This is a genomic window from Desulfovibrio sp. JY, from assembly GCA_021730285.1.
Lineage (GTDB): Bacteria > Desulfobacterota > Desulfovibrionia > Desulfovibrionales > Desulfovibrionaceae > Solidesulfovibrio.
Window position 1 is genome coordinate 2,457,263 of record CP082962.1, and the last position, 22,834, is coordinate 2,480,096.

The window sequence follows — 22,834 nt, forward strand, 5'->3', positions numbered from 1 at the left end:
TCCGATATGCCATAAAGGTTTATCGGTCAATATTTTACTCGTATTTAATTTTAGTCTTCGGCTTTATTTTATGCAATACTTTGTTAAAAGATAAATTTGAACAATTATGCACTGCATTGTTTACTCATGAATTCATTCCGTCTGTCAATGCGTCTTTTATCGAAGAATTTATTTTTTTTGGAACAATTGGGCTTGTTACGATCTACGTCACGACAAAAAAACCTGAGGATGAAGAGCTCCGTAATCGTATTCGATCTGTGACAAATGCTAACTCTATTAGCGATAATGCTAAATCTTATTTCGAGAATAAATCCAGAGAGATCCTTGCCTATAATAAACAGACGATAGTAACTGTTAGACTCAAAGAGTTTCGAGAAGATGAAAAGGCTATCCGTGTGTCTATAGATTTTGACAATACTATTTCGAATATGTGTAAAGATGTGCCTTATACAAACTTTTCCTCAACAGCTATAGTAAAACCAGCGTTAAAAGTTGATAATTCATGGGGACATGTCACACTCCTCACGATTGAAGATAAGAAAAACAGTTCACAGAAACAAGTTGTCGTTGAAGGGGATGTTGTCCTTTTGGAAGAGGAAGGTTATTATTGGTCCAATAATTTTCAGATAGCAGCAGATAGTGAAGCTAGGTTTAGACTCTGCTACGAGTTTTGGACTGAAATACAAGAGGATGAAAGCGCCATAGCCGTTGATAAGAATTGGATATTTACTGTGGTCTCTCGGTATACTGACAATTTTACATATAATATTGTAAATAAGATTGATAAATTTGAAAATATTGCGTGCGTAATAAGTTATCCTACCCATAAAAATGATGAATCTCCTAAATTTGCAAAACGTGATGTTGCAATTTCATTTAATGAAACACAGAATATCGTAAATGAGATATCTCTCTATCCTCAAGATAGATTCAAAATATTTATTAAATTTCCGTTGAAAACATCTCAACCTTTGAACGTACTCCAAGGAGAAGAAGATGAGCAAGCCTAAATTTTCTTTCTTTGCTGCTGATTGTAGTCGCATCGGTGGTGGCGGCGGTGGCGGTGGCGGTGGCGGCGGTGGCGGTGGCGGCGAGGATGGAAGTGGCAAGGGGGATAAAAAGCAACATAACTTTCTGAACCATGCAGCTATATATAAATTGGGCGGCGGTGGTGGCGGTGGTGGCGGTGGTGGCGGTGGTGGCCGCACTATTTAAGGCAAAAAAACTGTTAGTTATTTTGTATGTTTTAAATTTTGGCTATGTACCATGAATGGATGCCCACGCCTCCGGAGAAAAGGGTGGCGTGGGCTGTTGATTGGATGGAACTACCCGAAAAACTAATTTTCTAATAGGTCAAATTTGAAGCTATAGTGCATCAATTATAATCAAATGTGACATAGGCTTGCAATAATGGATTAAATCTTATGATTATTTTAGTGCAGCTTCCTGAATCGCCATGTGCTCCCTCTTAAGATTTCATGATAATATATTGAAATAATTAATTATAAATCAAATGCTCTTCCCCCCAACGCCCGTTTCTCCTCCCCCCGTGAAAAAAAACCAACAAACCCCTTGACCTCCCCAGCCCAAATCCGTACTTACCCCGAGCCAACGACGCGCCAACGAAGCCAACGGTTTTGGCCCCCAACTTTTTCTTGGGAACGAAAGATTTGGGGTTGACTTCGGGACGAGTTTGGGGTATTTAGCCTGTTCCCTGATTCTGTTTATAGGACCGTAGCTCAGGGGGAGAGCGCTTGCTTGACACACCACAAGCGTGATTTAACCCCCTAAAATCCTTCCAAAAGCCCCTGTGAAAAAGTGATCTCGTTGGCGGAGAGCCAACGGGATCTTCTTCTTTTATTCAGCCTGGAATTCGTACTTTGGTCAGTCGTTGGCGTGAGATGCCAACTGGGGCTGGTTGCCAAAATCGCTTTCATATCTGCATAGACCCACTGATTTTGCGTAGTTTTTTATTTAAAAAGGATTGGTAACCATTGCGACGGAGTCGTTTATTTGCATTTATGCCAAACTTTCTTCGGTAAATCTGTAGGAACACTCGCTTTGCTCCTCCCCTCCCCACTCAAATAAGGGCAAAACAAAACCAATTATATCAAACTATTCTGAAAGGCTAGATATTATAATTTCGAAAGCTAGTTTGAACATTTATTGTTTGATTTTAAAATGGTGTTTCGCGGAGCCAATAAATACATTCCATATGTGAAACAACCTGCTGGTGATAGTATTATGAATTTTTTTGAATTAATTGTATTACCGTAGACGGTTGAATAAAACAACGGTAAAATAACGACTGAAGAACGTGAAGCCATGCCGGCTATCGATGAATAGAAATATAATTCCTCACCAGAGTTTTCATAATAGGGTCGTTCCCAGTTTGGGTAGGGGAATTCACGTATGTCTTTCCACTCCTTTCCAACTATAGAGAACCAATTGTGCGCTAAATGCAGTTCTTTTTCATAATCATAGATCATTTTAAGTAATGCTTTATTTGTTTGTCGTTTAAATTTTCCGTCAATCTTTGAGCAATAATATCCTTTATTGATAAGTAGTGCCTGGATGTCTTTAATAGTTAGTCCTTTCAATTTAGCCATAAAATTATAGATGGCCTCAAGGAATTTTTTTGAGTACATTGGTGCTTGTTTGTTTAATGATTTAATTGATATTAAATTATTGTATATTCCTCTTAGTATAGCGTCGCTGTTTTTGTTTGCTGCTATATAGATGATTCCAATCTGGGCCATAGTGAAGAAATCATCAGTCGGATAATATTGTTTTTTAATTAGATTGTCATATCGGTAGTTGAAAGTGTTAAAGTATGGGGTAAAGTATTGGATAAAATGATCAAGAGAAATTTTGGTGTCAAGTCGCCATATCCCGTCGGTTTTAGTTTTGTATCCAAATTTTTTCAATAAAATCTGTATCCTTTTTATAGAATCAAGTGGACGACCAAGCAAAAAAGATAGTGTTATATCATCAAACACCCCAGTTTGATATACAGGTGCCGAACATTGGAACTTTCTTAATAGATTGATATCTTCCCCTTGGGTCTTGCATTCATCGCTATGGTTGTGAAGATATTCGGTCATTTGTTTATCTACAATAGAAATAATGTTACGAGGGAGATTGGTACACTGGTTGGTCTCACTGTGCAGCTCAGTATCGCTACGCATACAAAGAGTGTCGTCGGCAAAAGGTATATATCCACTATCACAGTAAGCCTTGTTGTTAAATAAAAATATAAATGCCGTTATAAATATGCAATATCGAAACATTATGCCCTCCTGATGTATAGAAAATATTTCGACAAAAACTTAGTATTGTAACTTCGTGTTTTTATTTATATTTATCAGAGTTATAAATAAATATTATGCGTTATTCTGACTCGCAGAGCCCGGAAAATAAGTTAAGACCGGCTGTGTTTTGTTTGTAAAGTTTATAGTATTTATTGTTGCAAAAAAAATTTATTGACTGATGTAGATTTTGAGGTCCACTAAATGTTGCAAAAGCTACATACTCGTATGCTTTCTGTGAAAATGGATTTGCTTCAATTGCGAGGTTTGTTTCGTTTTCGGTGTTTTTTTTATTTAAACGTGATTTCGCTGCTATCAAATAAAGCATTGCATCTTGTCGCATGGAATTGCCATCAGTTTGCTCATCTATAAACTTGCTCATGTATTTAGTGCATTGTTCGAAATCGCCTCTAAAGTAGCTGATTAAACCGGAAATAAAATAAATAACTTTGTCGTCAAATCGAGATATATCTTCAATATTTATGAATCCAATAACACTTTTTGTCTTCACCTTCATCCAATTTCCACTTCGACTTATAAAACGATATGGTGGTTCAAGTTTGCCAACCATGACAGTTTTTGTTTCTGAATAAATTGGCGTTTCCCATAATTTTTCGTAGTGTTTAAGCATATCGTTCGATATAAAAATCAATGGTAATGAGTAGTATCTATTCGGAAGGCCGATGCATATTTTTTCTAAAGCAGTTTTTTTATAAATTTTGATGCACCAATCTTCACGGTGTTGATTTCTGTAGTCGCTGAAATTGCCATCTTTCAGTTTCGCAAAAAACGGTATGGCTAAATAAGATTGCAGTATAACTCCATCTTTAAATTTGTAGAATGAACCATAGAGGACAAATTGGTAAAGATTTCTAGGATTTTGAGCCACCTCTATGGCGCCTGCTAAGTCATTTATACATGGCTCTTCGTAGTTTGGTTTGATCCTGCCGTGACCAAATTCGTTTACTTTTTCCGTCTTTTGTTTTTGAAAACTAGAAAGTATCTTGAGTTGTAATATGGTGGCGATTTTATTTGAAAGTATCTTTGCCGTCTCTTTTGGCAAGTCGTTTTTAGGAGAAAATCTATCGATAAATAAAGTTATTTCATCGTTGTAGCACCAGGCATGATTTACTGATTGGTGTAATGCCAAAAGGAACAATGATAAAAACAATATTATTTTACATAGCATCTTTGCTCATCTCGCTTTTTTCAAGGCGTCATTTATCTTGTTGACAAGATTAACTAGGTGTTTGTTTTTGCTTTTTAAACGCAATTTGGCATTACATAGATAGTCATAGGAACGTTTGAGAAGATTTTGTTTTATCTCTTGATCGTCGGCATCGAGAGATAGCAAATAAGTGGTTAGCGATAGATATGTATATATTGCCCCTGGCGCTGTTTCCCCATTGGAGGGGAAAGTAAACTCCAATTTGTGAAAGTTTTCGTAGTTATCTTTGTCTAAATATGTATAGATTTCAGCAATTAAATCGTTTTTAGAAACATTTTTATTTACTATCAATTCTAAGATTGCTAGTTCTTTAAATTTTTGATTGATATCATTTTGTGATAAGAATAAAGTTGGACTTGTTTCTACGGTTATTTTTAGCGATGTCAGGTATTTGTAAGTTTCTTTTTGTTCTGTTGTTAAACTTTCTGAAAGATTTATTATCTCATTGCTTATTAATGATAAAACATTCTGTACACTAAGATTGCTTTCATTGCCAATTAGGTTTAAATAAAATTGAATAGCTGTTTTTTTTGAGCCGCTGTGTGCTTTGACTGGGTAAAGAGCTAGAAATATTAAAAATATAATTATTAATCTATGAATGCGCATTCTTGTGTCTCTACTTTTTGTAGTTTAGTGTTTTTGAATGTAATGATATCAATTTTTGCAGTTGGAGTTGTCATGTTGTTGTATGGAGTATTGTTTTTTTCAGTCTTGCAATTGAAGATTTTTGTAGCTTCTTTTGGAAGCTCGATGGCTGTATCTGTGCAATAAATTTTATTATTGTCTCCAGCAAGAAAAACGTCGGTAATGATAACATTGTCTGTGCCATCGTTTTTGACAAGGAAAGCTATAGTGCTGTCTTGTTTTTTTTGTGAATAGCATTTAATATTGATGCTTTTTTTGTAAAAAAAGTTCAAAACAAGTGGAGATGTTGAGACAAATATTGTTATGTATAAAGCTAGGACTGTCGGTATTCCTTGTGTGAAGAACCATAAGCGAAACCGCCACCCTTGCCAACTCCCACATTCACTACATTTTTTTGCGTTTGTGGAAATTGGTTTCCCGCAAATATTGCATGTCCTGTTGGTGGACATAACACCTCTTTGGGCTTGTTGAATTTTCGAAAAACAATATTGAAATAGAGAGCAATTCCCTTGGCTCTGTATAACGACTTCTTGCGGAGTATGGATAATACTAGCCGGAAGTAAATAGTTTACTATTCTGGTTGGTTAGCCGTAAAAAATAGAATCCAAGACCATCGAAAGCTCTCAGACTGGCACTATCGCATTGATTTGGCATATCATGAGGCGGTTCAATCATGCCACCGGCCCTGTCGCTATTTAGCTATTTATATCTGACAATACTCTTGTCGCAAGAGGTAGTCAATATTTATAATTAGCTAGGGCTCTGCTTTAAAATTTTTGATACCAGTTGGCTACGTGGTTCATTGGTTTAGCTTCAGCGTCCTTGATGGTGTAGCGGTCCCCGATTTTGTGAACAACTACCTATTGGAGAGGAAAGATTCACAGTGGTTTTTTGTAAATGTCCCGACGACGCTTCTGCACCCAACGCTCACCTTCGGCTTCTCCGCTAACTTCTTCTTGAAGTTATCCCGAAGCATTTTAATATCATCGAGAAGAATGGCGAGAATGCGATGAGTTGCAACGCATTCCTGTGTAAGGGGCTTACCATCTGCATTGGTAAAAGCTGTCCTGATCAAAAACGTGGGAAACCGCGTTTTTGGTCCTTCCCCATGGTCAAAATCGCAGAATCCTGCCATCGGGACCAGTCAAATTGACTGAAAATCAGCTTTTTCTATGAAATTCCCTGTGATTTCACTCCTGGATAGCTGACATGGACGTGAAAAACACAGGGTCCTGTGACTTTTGACCTCCGAAAAAACGTGTAAAAAGCATTTTTTCAGTCTGTGCAGCTTCCTGCATTTTTTATCACTCTGTTTTTATAAGATTTTATTCGATAACGGCAGCTCCACCGTTGTTCCCGTTCCATCCCCAATGGGACAGCTTCCGCCCCAACGGCCAGCAGCGACACTGGCACCGATCCCGGGCGCTGACGGAGAACCCGCACACTTCTGTTAAAAAGTGGTGGACCTCCGGGGCAGGGACGTCCACCTGAATCGACGGGGTAAACCAAGATTTTACACGAGATTGTTGTCAAATAAAGCAATCTTTACAAGCATATCCAACCCGAAGATCTTGACAATCCTTGCTTCACCTACAGTCCAATCTCGTTCCATGGCGAGCTTTCTTTGCTTCTTGATCATGTCAATATTTTCTTTGAACTGTTCTGGGCTGTATAAGACACGATAATGCGCGTAGATTTCTTTGTTGCATTTTTCACATAAGAAGTTGCAATGGCATCTATAATTCGGATAAAACAAATGGGTTTCATCCCATAGGCATTTCTTCTGCATGGTACTATCCTTATTTTGTCTTTGAAAAATGAAAGACGAGGAGTCTGTGCTAGAGCCCACTCGTCTTTCCTTGTTGCTTGTTTTGACTTAGTTCTTTTATTTTACCTTTTGTATTGCTTTTTCTAAATCAGCGACCATGTCGCCACCTTCTTTCTTTATATTAGTAAGAATTGCTTCAATTTCTTTTACGCTATAATATTCTTTCAACGGCAAATAGAATTTCTTGTAGCAATCGCTGCAAAGATATCTAAAGTCTTCATCTTTTCCTGTGTGGAAAATATCTCCGCACATGAGGCACGTTTTCTCCACACCCTGAATCTGTTTGGATATTAAATCGTACTGGTTTTTGAACTCCGAGTTGTCGTCAATCATGCCGTTCAGCTGGTGCAGCATTTTAAACAGCTTAATGTTCTTCACGAAGTCATACCAGGAGTAGGTTTTGCTGTATGATTTTGTAAAAATGTCGTAGTAGCATTTTGGACAAAGAACTTTGTACTCTTCATTTTCTTTCACTTCAAATTCGTGGGATTCATCCCACAAGCATTTCTTAGTAGACATAGAATACCTCTTCTTTTGTTTGGGTTAGACAAATAAGAAAGACGAGGAATCTCCGACAAGGTTCCTCGTCCTTCACGTTTAAGCCACTTCCAATGCGGGTAACAGTTTGACTGCTCGTTCCTTTTCGCCCTCCATGTAGTGGTAATAGGTGTCTGCCGTCATCTTCACCGTGGCATGCCCCATCATCTTGGATACAGCAGCCAGGTCAGCACCTTTGCTGAGCAGGGTGGTCGCAAACAGGTGCCGAAGATCATACATCCGAGTAGGGTAGGTGATTCCGGCGCGCTGACAGGCATGCTTGAACGCTTTTCGGATCGTCGTCAGCTTCCGTCCCATGTACTCGATGACATATTCGGACTGGCTCGATGCCTTCTCCTCCTCCAGACGCTTCAGGAAGGCGGGATTGATCGGGACCGTCCGATAGGTCTTGGTTTTGGTGGCGTAGATACGCACAGTGCCAGCGGTGAAATCGATGTTCTCCCAACGTAGTGACAGGAGCTCCGATTCCCCTGGTCGAGTGCCCAGGTTGAAGCACACCTCCATCGCCCATCTCAGGTGTGGTTCGGCACAGGCCATGATCTTCTTGGCGTCGTCCAGGGTCAGCTTCAAGTCCCAGGGCTGGACCTTGGGCTTTCTCCAGTTTTTCAGCGGGTTGACTTTGGTCAAACCATTTTCGATGCCGAAGTTGAAGATGAAACTCAAATAATCACAGTACTTATTCACCGTGTACTGCGATCTGGTCTTCTTGGTGGTGCCGCTGACGCCTTTGAAGTGCAGGATGAACGGAACCATGTCGCCCTGGTAGGTCAGGGAGTCGACTGGTTTGTCACCGATCACAGGTACGAACTGGTTCTCCAGCAATCGTTCGATGTTGCGGATGTGCTTATCCGTCCGTCCTGATGCACGCATGTGATCCAGGTAACGGTGGCCAAGCTCGAGCAGGGTGATCCCGACAGGTTTCTGTCCGAGGACTTCTCCCGTGGGCGCATCCGTCATGCTGACGGTCTTGACCACCTGGACGGATGCCGTAGCTGTCGCAGGATCTGGAATTTCCAGACCATGCTCGATAGCATCTTGAACCGCTTTGTCGAAGACCTGTGCTTTGGCTTGAGCAAGATCACCACGACCAAAGGATTTGTCGTGTCTTTTGCCGTTGACATGCCAATAGACCATCCAACGGCTATCACGTTGATAGACACCCATAAATAACCTCTTCTGTTTCAGGTTGATGTTCGAATTGAATGCGTAAGAGAAATCCAGGAGAGAAAGGGATTCAAATAAAGGGGAGGTAAATCCCCTTGTTAAAGCTTAGATCGATTTTAGCAAAATTTCTTCGACTTCTTCCTCCTTCACGCCTAGGTATCTTCGTGTGATGCTCGGGCTGCTATGATTGAGCCTTTTTGCTATAACTTCCCACGAAGTGCCGTGAGTCTTTCTTTGATGGTAACAGAAGGTCTTCCTCAAGGTGTGAGCCCCGGCATTGATATGTAAATTGATCGCATCGCACCATTGCTGCACATACATTGTTACTGCGTATGTGGTTAAAGGACTGTTCTTACCCTTTCGACTCTTGAACAGAAACAGTTCATCCTTGGGCTCGATGGTCTTCAAGTACTCATCAAGTGCCTCCTTGATTTCCTTGTTGATCATGAAAACGTTCTCTTTGCCCGTCTTTTTTTCACGAATGACAATGCGATCACCGACATTGACGTGTTTTACATCCGATATTCTGAGTACAAGGATGTCCTGTACCCGGAGTCCAGTGTTGATCCCCATGATGAACAACAATTTGTTGCGAGGTTGATCCGACAAGAGCTTTTTTATGCTCCTGATGTCACGTGCGCTAGTTATTGGCTCGACCTTCATAAAATCCTCCAATTGGGTTTTTCAATTTTAGGAGGCCGGAAAGAAACATTGAAAATTGCCCCCTTCACACTGGGCCTTGAAAAGTGCAAGATAACCGCTTATAGTTCTTGCAGTTCTTGATTTTGCTCGGGCCAATTTACGTTATTGGGTAAAACCGTTCTTTGCCCTAGTTCATTAAAACGTATTTCTGAATTATTATATCTGTAGTTTTGTGGCTAAAATCGCAAATAACTTGCGAAGAATCGTGCGCTGTCTATCTGACAGATTTTGTCTAAGATTACGTCAGTATAGGCGAAGTCTTTTCATTCCCAAAAAAGTACAGTGGCATTATTCGCGTTAAAAAAGAAGAAATGCCACGCAGACGAATCCGCATGACATTTCAGTTGGAGTGTTATGGGAGAATCTTGGTCAAGATGATTTTCCCGTCGCTGACCTCGAGCGAAAACTCGTCGTTTTCGTTGACTTCGAGATCACCGAGATCGTGGGCCTTGAGGTTAATCTTCAGGATGCCCTGTTTCACCTTCGGCCGCTTCGAGTCCTTCAGGTACAATCCCTTCACGTCGTAGAGCACGCGATCCGTGCTGATGAGTTTCAGAAGGTACTGCTTGAGCGTCTGCTTGTGCTTGATGTTCATGCGCTCCATTATCGTAGGAGCATCCAGACCTTCTTTGACAAGGCTACGAAGAGTCTTCGGATCGTACTTCGATTCGATCTTCTTCTTCGCCTTCCCGTCCGAAACGTCAGTTGAATTACCATTCTTGACTCCCATAACGGCTCCGTTTGCATAGAAATGTTATTTTACAGTATATATCTCTACGAATTGCTGAAAAACGCGGAAAAACGCGCATTTTCGGGGTTAAAATGCATCAAATTTCTCGTGTTTCTGGGGTGGAATTCGTAAATTGGCAGGAGGAGCCCGTTTCCGGGGTTTTTGCTGTCGGGGGACACAAACCATAGGACGAGCCCCGAACGCGCAGGAGAAGGGATTTTACAGGGGGTGTCCCAGGACCGGTTTCGTGGCTGGAGCAGGAGATGGGCAGATTGTCGCAAGGATTTTGCCGTTCGAACAAGAAAAAGGCCCTCACTGAGTGAAGGCCTGTGTAAAGAACCTACTTTGCATTTTACAGAGTCACGATCCATCCGAATTTCTTCAGATGGACACATGGCTCTAAGAGTCGAAAGGAACCGTTACCGGCCCTAGCACTCTGTTGCAACCGTACAAGTGGTTTTCCCACATACGGCTACGTCAATCGGTATTCGATGTATCAAGGTTGTCTAGAAAGTTTAAGCAGCTTTTAATGATGCTGAGCTACTCGGAAACAGCGGGGTTAAGTTTTTATAAGTGGCAATATTTCTATAGATCATTTCAAATTTTAATTTACCTGATACATCGAATACCAATCGATTGTCTCTTACAAACTTCAGTCGCCCTTGTGGAAATCAAGCTCTCCGTCTCCATAAGAATTTTCCCATAAGGGTTTCCTTTGGTCAATTTCAATCCGTTGAAGCCATCCCATGTCTAATCGCATCCATATTCCAAAGCATGATTCCACTTGATCTGTCATGCTGTGCGAAGATCAATATTTTGATCAACGAACTTCGGTTTGCCATGAACCTCGTCCGGCAATATGGGCCACCACGACTTCTGCATCTTTGATACATACGGGCTAGCTTCCGTCGCAACCTCTCCCTTGTCTGGATTGCTCCATAACAAGTAGGTCGTTCTTGGGGAGATATGATTCGAGGAGCATCGCTGCGATCAATCCCATAGTATCCCAAGAAACGTGTATTTTTTGACTTGCTGTCTCTTCAAGAGGGGACAGCTCCCAGCGAATTTGCTAGGACTGGATTTAAAATCTACAAAGCGCCCATGGCGTTGAGTAAATTGCAAAGTTACTTTTCTATAGTTTATTTGCCAGGTATTAATATCTCTACGAGTTGCAGCAATAGTGACGGAGTCGAAGAAGCGGATCGGTCTGCCTCTCGCTGACAAACGAACCGGGGAGTGGTTGAGGGCGGAAATTCGCTGTGCTAAAAACCTGCTGGAATCACTATGGACTCCACCTGGGACGAAATTTGCCGACTGGTCCAGCAGGCCGATCAACTTGACGCTGACGGTCGTCTCAGGATTTTTGCGTATCTGGCCCAGACACTTTCCCTCATCCCTCTCCGTGACCGATTTCCGACTCAGGCCGAGATCGAGGAGCACGGTTCGCTGGCCAAAGCGGCCAAGAAGTACAAAGCTCCGATCGAGAAAGGTTGGAATCGGTGGTGTCACGAGAAGCGCCCCTTTGACCGAACGGATTGCAGCACCGACCGTGCGGGCATCGCTTGTGGCCCAGCCAGTGGTGTCCTGGTGCTCGATGTCGATAATCCCCATCTGTTTGACGTATGGATGCAAGAGCATCATCCAGATGATTCGCTGCCCGTGACCTTGAAGGTGAGAACTGGCGGCCACGGTGAGCGATTTCATTACTATTTCCAGTATCCATCCGGGGATGAACAATATTTTTGCCGTTCAGTAAAGGGAATCTTCGACATCCGTGGCATCGGTGGCCAAGTTCTTTGTCCTGGTTCGTTGCATCCAGAGACACGAAAGCCCTATATCTTTGCTGAAATGGCTCCCATTGCGCCCGCGCCGTTATGGCTCTTGGAAATGAGCAAAAAGTCCAATGGCGGCAAGAAAGATGACGACGAACAAAGCCATCTCGACAGTATAAGCAAGAAACAGATTCTGGAGATTGCTCCTGTAGATAGTTTTTTGTCTAATTTGGATCTGTCAGATGACACTAAACAGAAAATCCTCACAACTTTTCCTCATGGGCAAAGGTCTGAACCATCTTGGTCCGTTCTTTTGGGGTTGCTCAATGCCAATGTTGATGAATCGACAATAAAAGCTATTTATCAAAGCTATCCCATTGGAGAAAAAGCAAGAGAAAATCCAAAGTGGTTTGAGCGTGAAATTGAACGAGCGAAACAAATTATTGCCCAAAATCCTATAGGGGTAAATATGCAACTCGGTTTCTCTTCTGGAGCGAGCAGTTCTTCTTCTGATTCTGAGTATGGAATTGTCAATGCGTTTGAAGTCTTAACGGCGCAAACAAGCTTTGAGTTTCTTATAGATAATTTTTGGCCAAAAGATGAACCGTTGCTGATCACTGGGTATGGTGGGGCTGGCAAGTCAGTCCTGACATTACAAATTGCCATGGATCTTGTTTTCCCTCCAGTCAATGGGTTCTTGGACAAATTTAAAGTGCTTCATGGCGGACATCGTGTTCTTTTTGTGCAATCTGAAAATTCTTTGGTTGGAATGCGACGGAGGCTTGAACTTATACGCAGCGCTTACGCTATCCCAGATGATGTTATTCAGCAGAAGCTTTTCTTTCTCGGTAGAAGAAATGACATTAGGGCTTCTGGCGATATTGATAGTAAACAATTTCAAGATATAATCAAAAAGCAGCATGGCGTGATAGGATTCGATATTCTCATCGTAGACCCGCTTATAAGTTTTCATGATAAAGATGAAAATTCAAATGACGAGATGCGTAGGCTTTTAGACAATTTTTCAGAATTTTGTGAAAGTCTCAAAATCTCGCCGTTGATCATACATCACCATGGGAAATTTAAGCAAGAAAGAGGCGTTGGTGGTGGGCGAGGTGCAAGTGCTATCGGTGATTGGTCTCCTAACACCTGGGAACTCGAATATAAAGAAAAAGACAAGAAATTCAAATTCATCCACAAAAAAGCAAGAAACTTTATGTTGAACGATGATGCTGTGCTTGAGATGCAAAATTTGAGATTTACCCCATCAACTTCTTCAGGTCAATCTAGTGGGAAAAATGATACTACTTACTATGTTATAAAAGCTTTACAAAATTTGAATGGAGTTGCTCAAACTCAAACGGTGCTGAAGAATGAAGTCGTTAATGTTTACAAAGCAGAAAATCCTGCTGGAAGTATTACCGCTGTGACGGCTGTTAAGTACATCACAGATGCCGTTAATAAAAGCGCTGTTAAGGCCATCCCTGGAACAAGAGGATCGATATCCTATCAGCTTTAACCCATTATACTGACAATCCACCTGCAAGATTTGTTGGGTTGCAACGGTTGCAACTTTCGACAAAATTTCAACTTGCAACAAAAAATCTAAAGATTTTAATTTGTTACTGCTGTTTTTCAGCTGCAACTGCAAGTTTGCGGTTTGCAACTGTAACCCATTAAAATCTTTCAGGTTCAACTGCAAAAATTTGGTTATATATTAGAGGGGGGTTGCTAAACGCACCCCCTCCTGTCTCACAATAGTTTAGCAATGTTGAAGAAGCAGAAACTTTTCCTGCTAAAGGAACGAAAGAAACTTTCAGCAACTTTTAAAACAAACTTTGCTTATCTTTCTCCAATTTGAAAAGAGTTTTTTTAAAGATATGGAATTTGCTAAGTTTAAAAAGTTTTGCAAAAATCTGTGTAAAAATGCTTTCGCTTGCAAATGAGACAGAGCAGACAATTGCCGTCAATGTCTGTGTAACTACTGAATCTATATCTAAACCATATAGCGTGCAGGAGCTTGTCCTTAAAAACTTTTCAACCTATGGAAATTAATCATTGGTTATAAAATTTGTAATTGATCTATTCGCTGTGGTTGGCGACGTGGGTTGATAGAGCTTTTGCTGTCGATGGAGATGTTATAGATATTATTTGCACACTGTTTTTTATGTCAAATGCGAGGGAAGAGGGGTAGCCGAGCCTTTTCTGTTTATTCTCTTTTTCTCTGCCTCAGGTAATGACGTATGCTGACCGGGGAGGACCAGGCCTGTCTCGTGGACGATCCAGGGGAAGCTGGGGAGTGGTCGCAGCTGGCCACGCAGATGGGGATGATGTCTGAGCCAGCCTATGGGGAGCCCATGCTGATGACTACTAGTGACGATGCCGCCGGGTAGAAAGTGGGGCGCTTCTGCCAATCTGCTTAAATCGCTCCGTTATCCTGAGACAATTTCTCGATCTGGGTGTCGACTGCCCCTGGTCCTGGTCACAGTGATTTGGTCTGAATTTCCATCAAATTTTCTCGGTTTTTAGCGTCACTGCGAAAAGTGCAGGAACCTGCATTTTATAAAATACTAATTTTACAAGTTTTTATTGAAACAAAAAGGGCAGCCGTTGCTGACTGCCCTTTCCCCACTGGGTATTTCATCCCAGCTTATTCATCGAAGAAGAAGCCGTGGACGTTCTCGTGACGCTCCGTGATGTAGCGTTCCATCTCCTTGAAGAATAAGATGTTTACCAACCCTCGATAATACTCTTTGTTACTGCCCAGGAGATGATCAACGGTGAGGCCGAGATTCTTTTCGATGTAATGGTCGAACTGCTCCTGATAAATGTAATCCCAATAGTTGCTTCCCCTGCTGGCGTCATGCTCCACCTGGCGTTTGGGGAAGTAGAGAACTTCCATGGGATTCCAGTCAACAAGCTCCGAGTTCCACCACATGACCTGCCCGTACTTAACATATTGTGCCCAGGAGCTTGAATCACAGCTCCAGATAGGCAACTTGTCCAACAGTTCTATTTCCGTGACACCGAACAGGTGGACCTTGATGTTATTTTCGTAGAACTTGTTGACAACGCGCTTCAGTTTCTTGAACGGCCGGCCACCTTCGCACTGGCCAATTGCGACCAAGTCATAGCCGAGGTCAATGAAGCGGTCCGGTTCATCATTGTCGAGGTTGTGGACAACGGGGACGGGATCAAGGTTCGCTTCTTCAAGTTCGATCTGGTTGAACATGTTGACGTCGTAACCGTGCAACGTGAAATCTTCATCCAGGTTGAAAATGAAATCGTAATACTTCGACGAGAATTCGCTGAAGTTGGCATACCCGCGAAGGATATCCTTAGGTCGCTTTGCCCAGGAACTTTTATTTAAGGTATAAGCACCAGAATCAAGTATAAGACTACAGATGTTTTTACGATACAGCTCCTGAAACTCTTGGAAATGCTGCTCGATAGCATAGGAGAGCAGAACATTCAGTGGCCAGTCGGGGTACAGTGCGTGAAACGCCAGGACTTGCTTGACCGTGGGGGAAGATATGTGGAGTAGCATAATATTCTCCTTGAGTCAGCGCCCCCCAACCTTTCGGTCAAGGGGCGCATTGTTGTTACCGGTTATTCAGCAGCGGAAGCTGTCTCAGGCGTATCCGTCGCGGTGGGCGGGATCATGGAAGACCCGGTTTCGGACGGCGTATCCATGGTGGTCGATTCAACCCTCTGATTGCTGGAGGACTTCAGTCGAGACTTCAGAGCTTCCAGATCCTGGATAAGGGCGTCGATACGGTCGACGTTGATGTCTCCCTTGATCGTGGGCTCCTTAAGGAGCTTGCTCACAGTGTCGCGGATTTCCTGAGCCTGCTCCATCAGGTTCTTGGGAGGAGTGGAAGCTCCGCCAGTGTGGGAAGCGTCGGGACGCTTGTTGAATTTAATGATATTTTCAAGGTACTTCGTGGGAGAGCCGCCGGATTCCTTAGCGACCTTCATCGCGTCGAAGTCCTTCTTGTTCAGTTCGAAGCCGCTTTCCATGAACTTGCGGACAAGCTCCTTGGGAAAGTTCGTGAACCCATGATGGCGCAGCTTAGCCATACCCATACCGACGCCGATTTCAAAACGCATCGCTTCGACGTCCTGGCAGTCATTCAGGTTCACTCCGAGCTTCTCGGTGAAATCACGGATGGGAGCAGTGGGGTTCAGCCCTTCCATCTGCTTCAGGATCGGGCTGAGAGCCGCCAACTTCTCGATCCCGAGCGGCAAGTAATCCAGAACATCTGCCATTCGAGCGATATCCATGTACTTCTGACAGGTACGCTTGCTCAACGTGCGCCGATCCAGGTTTTCCTTCATCCAAGTCGAAAAACCGCTTTTGAGGTTGGCGCTGTCGGTCAAGTACTGGACTCGCAGAAGTGCCCGACCGATCGTGTAAGCGCGGTTCCCGTTGTGAGCGTGGACCTTGTTCAAGGTGTCGACCAGTTCGCGGTTGTTTTCAACGATGAGGGTTTTGAGCTCATCGAGGTCCATCTTGTCGATCTTATCACGGGCGAGCTTGACCAACTGCTCTTCGACTTCCGGGGAGACAGAGGAAATCACCTCGCCCTGTTCGTTGTATTGGAGGTCACCCGGCAGGCCGACGCCGCCGGTCATGCCCATGAACATGTTAATGCGTTCATTACGGACCTCGTTGTTGAGGTCGTCAATCGAAAAGGGCGTGCTGTCGGTCGTTTTGAAGGGATTGACCGGACCACCGGGGAGACCAGGGCCACCGGTCCCTCCAGTATTACCTACAGATTGATGCGTGTTGGTTTCCATACAATGCTCCTGTGTATTTTGGACATCGGATTTGAGTCTAGAGGAGCCTAATTTTCTCGATGTCACGTTGCCGTTGTATCTGGCTTCCTCCGTTCGCATGCCAGACATATAGCGAGCATCATGCCAATGACTGGATGGAACGATAACATCCTAATATAGTTTATTTATTTTGTTAGAAAAGTCACCTTCTGCTTGGCAATTTTATAAATGCAGGAATAATATATTGCGATTTTCGGAATATACTGCGAAAATTAACTCGGGAGTTGGCTTGGTATGGAATTGGGTTCGACTTGGAGGTTGACAATCGGGTAATTCCCATCCCCGAAATTGGCAGTTGGCGATTTGTCAATCTTTGTTGCTTAATCTGCTTAAATTGAAGATTTTTTTGCAGAGTGTTTTTTCGTTATAATCTTTTTCATATTGACGGGGTTATCGTGATGAATAATAAAGAATGGTTCGTTCTCCCCGGTTTAATGGAAGTATTTACGTATTATCTTCAGATAGCAAAGGCATATTTAACAAATGATGACCCTGTAATGAACAGGCCGTTATTAATTATTGGTGATTCAGGAGTCGGGAAGGGGATGTTTATTGAAGCTGCAAAGCAAATTTTTTTGAATAAAAATCCATCGAAAGAAGTGATCAGATTAAATTGTGCTTCCTTTGAGAAGAACCTTATAGATTCTGAGCTGTTTGGGTATGTTAAGGGCGCGTTCACAGGGGCAGTAAATGATGAAAAAGGTATTGTTGAAGCAGCCAAGGGAGGTCTTCTAATACTAGATGGAATTGGAGAAATTCCGAAAGAGTTGCAGGCTAAGCTTTTGATTTTTATTGAAGAAAATGAGTATCGTAAAGTTGGTTCGAGCAAAATTAATCATTCTTTTGTTAAGATAATAGGTACAACAAATAGACAGAAAAAAGATTTTAGGAATGACTTTTGGTATAGATTTTTTCCAGTATTTATCCCTCCTTTGTATGAAAGAAGACTGGATTTGATTTATTATATATTGCTGAAATATAAATACATAGCTTCTAAGCTGACTCCGTTATTTGTAATGCGTTTACTTTCTCATAACTGGCCTGGGAATGTTAGGGAATTAGAAAGGGTGATTTCATTTATCAGGTTAAATTGCCTTCAGCATGAGGAGGCTGAACTCGGGGAATTCTCTTGGTGGTGCAGTCCAGAATTTCCTATGTCTGATGAAGATTCAGCTTTGGAGACTGAAAAGTTTATGTTTGATGAGGAAATAACCGTGGAACTTAATAATAGGATGATAACTTTCCCAGAAGATGAACGGCAAACAGCTTTTGCCAATTCAATTCTTAATAATTTTGCTGCGCAATTGGAAAAGAGTGATTTTGATCTCTTGGGCTTCAATAAAAAAATTAGAGAATACGGATTGCAGTTTCCGTATTATTTTGATTCGGAAAAAGAAGCTTTGAAGCATGATAAGTGCATAGCTGTAAGTACTTATGCCAAAAAGCATCCGACTTTTCAGGTTGATGATCAAGGAGAAAGAAAACAATTTAAAAGAACTATATTTTCGTGTAAGATGCCATTTTATAATCACAAAAAAGAAAAATTTGAAATGGGTTTTTGGGATAATTATTATGAAAAACTGGCAGATGTGATTGAACTTGAAACAGATAGCATAGAAGATTTGGATGGTTTCTACGAAGTCGTTGATAATAGCCGTATTGAAAATATCGGTAACATGTTAAAATGTCTGTGTTTATTTTTTTTGAAAAACGAGAAAAATTCTGAGAATATATTTGGAAGTAAAAAAGTATATATAAATTCAACGTATAGGAGAAATCGTTCTTTTGCCTCTCAGGCTGAAGTTGTTAAAAAATTTCTTTTTGACGCGCTTGATTTTGCGACGGAATCATCTGCTTATAGGCCATCAGTCGAGGGTGATGATTATGCTGCGAATTGGAGATCGTATGTCGATGTCTTGACAAATTATGACGATAAAATGTTCGATGTTGAGCTGTTGCCTTCTGACTTCAAGCGCGTTGATGAAATAAATGAGGACTTTGTCATCAAGACAGAGCGGCAGCTTTTGGGCGAGTATTATACTTTTTTGAAGGATCAATTTAAAACTGATAAAAAAGCAAGTGAAGCTGCTGGGCTTAATGAATCAACATTTAGATTTAGGATGAAAAAATATAGCCAAGTAAAAAATGACTGAAATTGTGATAAAAAATCAACATTGCCAGTATGTTAATGGGAATAGTATACTGTTTTTGTGGATTTATTGTGTTATTTGCTCTTGATTAAAACTGTACTCCATCTCGTTCTTTTGTGATTTCTTACTTCCCACTTCAGCCCCAGTTTTCGACTGCGGGTGCTCAAAGTCCTGGGGTAAGACTTTTCCGTTTACCACTAACTGGCAAAAAATAGCTATTTTCTGGAAATTTTCCACCACTTATCTCAAAGCGCATCGTGGCGATTCCATCTGAAAATCGTATAGAATTGCTGCGTGACATGTCGAACCCCTCTGGACGCAATTTGCCGTTATTCTTCGTCAAAATGGATTTTACTAAGTACCTCCTTCAGGCCCGGAGTCGTTTTCGGCAATTTCGATGTATCGATGGGACCACGGGGAAGATCAGCCCCTATAATGTGCGCGTATGCATCACCAAAACCAGCGATATTAGCGTCTACTGTTTTTCTATAAATAGTAAAGCTGTCTGGGATGAACTCCCCGTTGATATCATACGCCACATTTTCAATGACAATCTCCGCTCCAGAGATCGCTATTGCTTCGCGGATATTTTCGAGTTGCGAGTTCGGATAAATCGCAAGGAAGAGTTCGCTACGGGCAGGCTTGTTTTTCATAGATTTCACTTCAGCGTTATTTTTGCCGTTAAAACTGGTCCTTCTTCGCTCCAGCTTTCTCTTTCAAGCACGTCTCGTACTCTCTCTCCGTTATCTTGTACGTATACGTAATCTCAGAAGCAGAAGAATCCACGTCAATAAAGAAAACCAATTTTACACGTTTCCAATTCCAAGTCCCTATATATTGCTCCAAAGAATCTTCTACAGAAGTACATTCTCCATACTTTTGCTTGAACATATTAAAAACTTGTCCAGGATTGCAGGAAGAAAAAGTCATATTTACTTTGTAAATTCTTCCGTTGAAGCCTTCGTAAGTTAAAGTGTCTAGTTTGCACTCACCGATGGTCATCTCGTCACCGGATTTCTTGAAAACATCGATCTTCTCATCCCTTGAGTATTGCTTGGTCATTCCAGGAATCGCAGAGTAGTAGGTGTCCCATTCGATTCCACGAAAGTTCAACGGTTCCGTGCTTCTTTGAGCAAAACAGGGTAACGGCAACACCAGTAGGATAAGCAAACAAACAACAACTCTGTTCATTTTAGTTCAGCCTCCGAACCAGAATCTTCCTTCCAACACCGCTGACGAGTAAATAGTAGTGGCGTCTGTCCTTGATGATCGTGCATAAGGGACTGTTGAGGTCTTTGTCGTAGCTGAAAGCGCTTCCTAGAGTTTCAAAGACTTCGCCAGTCGCCATTTTGACAATCGTTCCTGTCTGTATCCCATCCTTTTCCTTGAACGTATTCAGGCATTGGCTGTACTTGATTTTGTCGTCAGTCAGTCCCGTGGCAGGGGAGAGGAGGGCAAGCGCGACAGCGACGGCACCGATCAACCTGGTTTTCATGGCAAACCTCGTGCTTTTCCTGGTTAAGATTGTTTTCGGCTAGAGCTATTAATAACTTTAGTTGCTATAATTTGCAAATTAACCAGCCGATCATTTGTTATGTAACCAGAATCATTGCCATATCCTCTACGCTAGCGGAGGAATGGCATGGACAGCGTACAAGACCTTTTCGGGAAGAAAATCAAATCGATACGTCGAGCCAGAGACATCACCCAGGAAAAACTGGCTGACCTGTCCGGTCTATCCCTCCAGTACATTGGAGAGATTGAACGGGGCCGGCGCAATCCGTCCCTGACCAGCATCGAGCAGCTGTCCAAGGCCCTGGACATCCCCATGGCGGAACTGTTCAGTTTGGAAGAGTTCCGGTTGGCACCGGATGAGCTCAAAGCGATCCTGATCCGGCAGATTGAATCAGCGGATGATGATCGGTTGCGTACCTTTTTCAGCATGGCCCAGACCCTGTTCCGGTAGCGGGATCAGTCATCCTCGGGCAGCATGATCGTCAGGACAGGTTCCGCAGTGTCACCGGGACCGATGTGGGCGATGACTTGGACGGTTTCTGTCCTGCCTGGTGCCATCAGGAACGCGACTTTGAAGTACGCTCGGTCGGTCCCTTTGCTGGTCCGGGCCGCGATCATCGCCAGTGTCAGGAGATCATGGAGCCGGCCAGTCGTGCTTTGCCCCTGAGATTTTAATTCTTCAGGAACAAAAGCGACATAGCCGTGGAAGAGATGATCGGTAATAGCGACAGGGACTTTGAAACCGTGGGCTTTGGCCTCGTCAGTGACGTCTATGAGAACACCGTCAACGATGGCCTGTGCCCTGGTGTAGCTGTAGATGAGGTTTTCAAAAACTTTGCCGTTACTCATCTGAGCTACCTCCATTTCGCATGTCTAAAAGAGTATCGAGACGTTGACGGAAATTTTTACACAGTGTGATGCCGACTTCCGAGTATGAGCGCGTTAACTCCCCATAAAGTTCGACGGAAGTGGAATCCATAATCTGGAAGAGCTGCTCTATAGGACGAAATGCGGTAATTATCTCGTCCTTCAATGTGAGTTTATCGGGCTGTTTCTGGTCCATGAGGTATCCTTTTGCTGTTTAGGACCAAGGATACCCTGCGACGGAAATGCGGTCACGGGAACTTGTGTGGTTTTGGAAACAGCCCTATGGAAAAAGGACATTGGGCTGAGACTGCGATTTCCTGGGATTTTGGCCCAGGGGGAGTTCAATGGGGGGGGCTCTAGGAAAAAGTCCCAGGAGGGGCCCGGTAGAGAGCGGGAGAGGGGTGTCCGGGGGGAAAAGTCCTTCTGGGGGAGGAGGGTAGATTTTGTTGGTATTAAAACGCAGTAAGGCGTTATTTATATTGAACGTTGTACTTATTCATGTGACACCGATAGTTTTTCTGTTGATGATACTGGTTACACCCAGAAGTCTAGTTGTGCCGACGCTTGTTTCTGGACTATTTTGGCTGGCGATGTTCCTCTTGCTCTTTTATACAGAACAAAACAGACACAGAATATCACTGTGGTGTATAACATCATTGTTGAGCTCTTTGATACTGGCAAACCCAGGAATGCTTACAATGATAACGTGGACGATTAATGGTTTTGCTCCGTAGGATCCTTTGGTGGTAAATAGTAAAGCCCAAAAGATCTTCATGTGAGTACGCAAGAGGAAGGTCAAGGAAAAAGCCCAACACCAAATACCCTCTGGGGAGGGCTTCGGCTGTTTTCTCGAAGAAAGTATCGCTATTTTAGCTAGTTCAGGAGATGTAGGGTGCTGCATTTTCTGATTTTCAGCAGATTGTGCAGTGAAATCGGTCTGTTTTGAGGTGATCAGCAATAAACTTTCTTTGCTGATCTATAAGCCAGGGGTAATGACACTATTTTCGAGATATTCATTAGGTAAAACATATCGGTTTTGATGCCGAAATTGCGCAGGTATTGGAGTAGGATAAATGAACAAAAAGAAAACAATATTTATTCTGAATCTGTTGTTATTGTACTTCTCTTCGTTTTTGATTTATTTTTGTTTCAATTTTTCTATTAAAATCGGACTTACCGTTAAATTGTCTGCTGTGATTGGAGTCACAATTTTGTGGGCTGTATTCGCTTATATGCTTCGATTTACTTCCCCTGTAAGATCGGTCAATCGGATGTTGGTTATTCCGTCTTCTATGATTCATGCTTTGTTTCTGACGATTATAATGTATTTGTATCTTTTTAGTTCATCTCAGAGATTTCAGACAGTAATATTCACTTTGAGTGTTCCATTATATTTTCTGGGGCTTGCCGTGATGGTAGGGTTCGTTGTTGCCATGTTCTATTCGTCTTTCAAGCGAGGACAGGTCAAGAAAAATTGGATTATTGTACCAGCCGCCTTATGCTTTCTCCCGATCATTCAGTTCAATAA

The 22,834-nt window shown here is 42.4% G+C and carries 20 protein-coding genes; 5 read left to right on the forward strand and 15 right to left on the reverse strand.

The annotated features are described in order from the left end of the window. Nucleotides 1-80: 80 nt before the first annotated feature. Together K9F62_11025 and K9F62_11030 are read left to right on the forward strand one after the other, a co-directional pair. A complete protein-coding gene (locus K9F62_11025; GenBank protein UJX43277.1) occupies nucleotides 81-1,010 on the forward strand; it encodes a hypothetical protein in 930 nt (309 codons plus the stop codon). Continuing rightward, nucleotides 997-1,215: a hypothetical protein gene (locus K9F62_11030; protein UJX43278.1), complete on the forward strand. Its 219-nt coding sequence runs from the start codon at nucleotides 997-999 to the stop codon at nucleotides 1,213-1,215. The genes K9F62_11025 and K9F62_11030 overlap by 14 nt, the downstream gene beginning before the upstream one ends. 935 nt (nucleotides 1,216-2,150) lie before the next feature. Here the strand turns inward: K9F62_11030 and K9F62_11035 are convergent. From K9F62_11035 to K9F62_11070, 8 genes are all read right to left on the reverse strand, one after another. Then, on the reverse strand, nucleotides 2,151-3,290 hold the full coding sequence (locus K9F62_11035) for a hypothetical protein (protein ID UJX39264.1): 1,140 nt from the start codon (nucleotides 3,288-3,290) through the stop codon (nucleotides 2,151-2,153). 100 nt (nucleotides 3,291-3,390) lie between these two features. After that, the gene (locus K9F62_11040) at nucleotides 3,391-4,497 is read right to left on the reverse strand and encodes a hypothetical protein (GenBank protein UJX39265.1); all 1,107 of its coding nucleotides are present in this window, start codon (nucleotides 4,495-4,497) and stop codon (nucleotides 3,391-3,393) included. A gap of 6 nt (nucleotides 4,498-4,503) precedes the next feature. Next, a complete protein-coding gene (locus K9F62_11045) occupies nucleotides 4,504-5,142 on the reverse strand; it encodes a hypothetical protein (protein UJX39266.1) in 639 nt (212 codons plus the stop codon). Next, nucleotides 5,124-5,630, reverse strand: coding sequence for a hypothetical protein (locus K9F62_11050; protein UJX39267.1), 507 nt, complete (start codon nucleotides 5,628-5,630; stop codon nucleotides 5,124-5,126). Before K9F62_11050 ends, K9F62_11045 begins: the two co-directional genes overlap by 19 nt. Before the next feature lie 1,436 nt (nucleotides 5,631-7,066). Further along, entirely contained in the window at nucleotides 7,067-7,528 is a 462-nt protein-coding gene (locus tag K9F62_11055) for a hypothetical protein (protein UJX39268.1), read from the reverse strand. A gap of 78 nt (nucleotides 7,529-7,606) precedes the next feature. Next, nucleotides 7,607-8,731, reverse strand: a complete 1,125-nt coding sequence (locus K9F62_11060) for a site-specific integrase (GenBank protein ID UJX39269.1) — start codon at nucleotides 8,729-8,731, stop codon at nucleotides 7,607-7,609. 105 nt (nucleotides 8,732-8,836) lie between these two features. Further along, nucleotides 8,837-9,394, reverse strand: coding sequence for a tyrosine-type recombinase/integrase (locus K9F62_11065; GenBank protein UJX39270.1), 558 nt, complete (start codon nucleotides 9,392-9,394; stop codon nucleotides 8,837-8,839). A 391-nt stretch (nucleotides 9,395-9,785) separates the two neighbouring features. After that, on the reverse strand, nucleotides 9,786-10,163 hold the full coding sequence (locus tag K9F62_11070; GenBank protein ID UJX39271.1) for a hypothetical protein: 378 nt from the start codon (nucleotides 10,161-10,163) through the stop codon (nucleotides 9,786-9,788). A gap of 1,284 nt (nucleotides 10,164-11,447) precedes the next feature. On the opposite strand from K9F62_11070, the gene K9F62_11075 reads away from it, so the two are divergent. Continuing rightward, nucleotides 11,448-13,454 carry an AAA family ATPase gene (locus tag K9F62_11075; protein UJX39272.1) on the forward strand — a complete coding sequence of 669 codons (2,007 nt, stop codon included), beginning with the start codon at nucleotides 11,448-11,450 and terminating at the stop codon, nucleotides 13,452-13,454. Between the two features lie 1,131 nt (nucleotides 13,455-14,585). On the opposite strand, the gene K9F62_11080 is transcribed toward K9F62_11075, so the two are convergent. Together K9F62_11080 and K9F62_11085 are read right to left on the reverse strand one after the other, a co-directional pair. After that, nucleotides 14,586-15,482, reverse strand: coding sequence for a hypothetical protein (locus K9F62_11080; GenBank protein UJX39273.1), 897 nt, complete (start codon nucleotides 15,480-15,482; stop codon nucleotides 14,586-14,588). Between the two features lie 62 nt (nucleotides 15,483-15,544). Further along, complete coding sequence (locus K9F62_11085; protein UJX39274.1) at nucleotides 15,545-16,735, reverse strand: hypothetical protein; 1,191 nt, start codon at nucleotides 16,733-16,735, stop codon at nucleotides 15,545-15,547. 437 nt (nucleotides 16,736-17,172) lie between these two features. On the opposite strand from K9F62_11085, the gene K9F62_11090 reads away from it, so the two are divergent. Beyond that, the gene (locus K9F62_11090; GenBank protein ID UJX39275.1) at nucleotides 17,173-18,927 is read left to right on the forward strand and encodes a sigma 54-interacting transcriptional regulator; all 1,755 of its coding nucleotides are present in this window, start codon (nucleotides 17,173-17,175) and stop codon (nucleotides 18,925-18,927) included. A gap of 326 nt (nucleotides 18,928-19,253) precedes the next feature. Here the strand turns inward: K9F62_11090 and K9F62_11095 are convergent, their stop codons facing one another. The 3 genes from K9F62_11095 to K9F62_11105 are packed head-to-tail and all read right to left on the reverse strand — an operon-like array spanning nucleotide 19,254 to nucleotide 20,419. After that, nucleotides 19,254-19,577, reverse strand: a complete 324-nt coding sequence (locus K9F62_11095) for a hypothetical protein (GenBank protein ID UJX39276.1) — start codon at nucleotides 19,575-19,577, stop codon at nucleotides 19,254-19,256. A gap of 28 nt (nucleotides 19,578-19,605) precedes the next feature. After that, a complete protein-coding gene (locus K9F62_11100; protein UJX39277.1) occupies nucleotides 19,606-20,115 on the reverse strand; it encodes a hypothetical protein in 510 nt (169 codons plus the stop codon). A 1-nt stretch (nucleotide 20,116) separates the two neighbouring features. Then, the gene (locus tag K9F62_11105; GenBank protein ID UJX39278.1) at nucleotides 20,117-20,419 is read right to left on the reverse strand and encodes a hypothetical protein; all 303 of its coding nucleotides are present in this window, start codon (nucleotides 20,417-20,419) and stop codon (nucleotides 20,117-20,119) included. 147 nt (nucleotides 20,420-20,566) lie between these two features. Here K9F62_11105 and K9F62_11110 point away from each other — a divergent pair, with 147 nt between their 5' ends. Continuing rightward, a complete protein-coding gene (locus K9F62_11110) occupies nucleotides 20,567-20,890 on the forward strand; it encodes a helix-turn-helix domain-containing protein (protein UJX39279.1) in 324 nt (107 codons plus the stop codon). A 5-nt stretch (nucleotides 20,891-20,895) separates the two neighbouring features. Here the strand turns inward: K9F62_11110 and K9F62_11115 are convergent, their stop codons facing one another. After that, nucleotides 20,896-21,288, reverse strand: a complete 393-nt coding sequence (locus tag K9F62_11115) for a hypothetical protein (GenBank protein UJX39280.1) — start codon at nucleotides 21,286-21,288, stop codon at nucleotides 20,896-20,898. After that, nucleotides 21,281-21,502, reverse strand: a complete 222-nt coding sequence (locus K9F62_11120; GenBank protein ID UJX39281.1) for a hypothetical protein — start codon at nucleotides 21,500-21,502, stop codon at nucleotides 21,281-21,283. Before K9F62_11120 ends, K9F62_11115 begins: the two co-directional genes overlap by 8 nt. Nucleotides 21,503-22,834: the final 1,332 nt, after the last annotated feature.

Excerpts from the sequence above, each read along its gene's own strand:
- K9F62_11030 (UJX43278.1), top strand. The coding sequence starts at position 997 with ATGAGCAAGCCTAAATTTTCTTTCTTTGCTGCTGATTGTAGTCGCATC.
- K9F62_11035 (UJX39264.1), bottom strand. The coding sequence starts at position 3,290 with ATGTTTCGATATTGCATATTTATAACGGCATTTATATTTTTATTTAAC.
- K9F62_11040 (UJX39265.1), bottom strand. The coding sequence starts at position 4,497 with ATGCTATGTAAAATAATATTGTTTTTATCATTGTTCCTTTTGGCATTA.
- K9F62_11045 (UJX39266.1), bottom strand. The coding sequence starts at position 5,142 with ATGCGCATTCATAGATTAATAATTATATTTTTAATATTTCTAGCTCTT.
- K9F62_11050 (UJX39267.1), bottom strand. The coding sequence starts at position 5,630 with ATGTCCACCAACAGGACATGCAATATTTGCGGGAAACCAATTTCCACA.
- K9F62_11055 (UJX39268.1), bottom strand. The coding sequence starts at position 7,528 with ATGTCTACTAAGAAATGCTTGTGGGATGAATCCCACGAATTTGAAGTG.
- K9F62_11060 (UJX39269.1), bottom strand. The coding sequence starts at position 8,731 with ATGGGTGTCTATCAACGTGATAGCCGTTGGATGGTCTATTGGCATGTC.
- K9F62_11065 (UJX39270.1), bottom strand. The coding sequence starts at position 9,394 with ATGAAGGTCGAGCCAATAACTAGCGCACGTGACATCAGGAGCATAAAA.
- K9F62_11070 (UJX39271.1), bottom strand. The coding sequence starts at position 10,163 with ATGGGAGTCAAGAATGGTAATTCAACTGACGTTTCGGACGGGAAGGCG.
- K9F62_11075 (UJX39272.1), top strand. The coding sequence starts at position 11,448 with ATGGACTCCACCTGGGACGAAATTTGCCGACTGGTCCAGCAGGCCGAT.
- K9F62_11080 (UJX39273.1), bottom strand. The coding sequence starts at position 15,482 with ATGCTACTCCACATATCTTCCCCCACGGTCAAGCAAGTCCTGGCGTTT.
- K9F62_11085 (UJX39274.1), bottom strand. The coding sequence starts at position 16,735 with ATGGAAACCAACACGCATCAATCTGTAGGTAATACTGGAGGGACCGGT.
- K9F62_11090 (UJX39275.1), top strand. The coding sequence starts at position 17,173 with ATGAATAATAAAGAATGGTTCGTTCTCCCCGGTTTAATGGAAGTATTT.
- K9F62_11095 (UJX39276.1), bottom strand. The coding sequence starts at position 19,577 with ATGAAAAACAAGCCTGCCCGTAGCGAACTCTTCCTTGCGATTTATCCG.
- K9F62_11100 (UJX39277.1), bottom strand. The coding sequence starts at position 20,115 with ATGAACAGAGTTGTTGTTTGTTTGCTTATCCTACTGGTGTTGCCGTTA.
- K9F62_11105 (UJX39278.1), bottom strand. The coding sequence starts at position 20,419 with ATGAAAACCAGGTTGATCGGTGCCGTCGCTGTCGCGCTTGCCCTCCTC.
- K9F62_11110 (UJX39279.1), top strand. The coding sequence starts at position 20,567 with ATGGACAGCGTACAAGACCTTTTCGGGAAGAAAATCAAATCGATACGT.
- K9F62_11115 (UJX39280.1), bottom strand. The coding sequence starts at position 21,288 with ATGAGTAACGGCAAAGTTTTTGAAAACCTCATCTACAGCTACACCAGG.
- K9F62_11120 (UJX39281.1), bottom strand. The coding sequence starts at position 21,502 with ATGGACCAGAAACAGCCCGATAAACTCACATTGAAGGACGAGATAATT.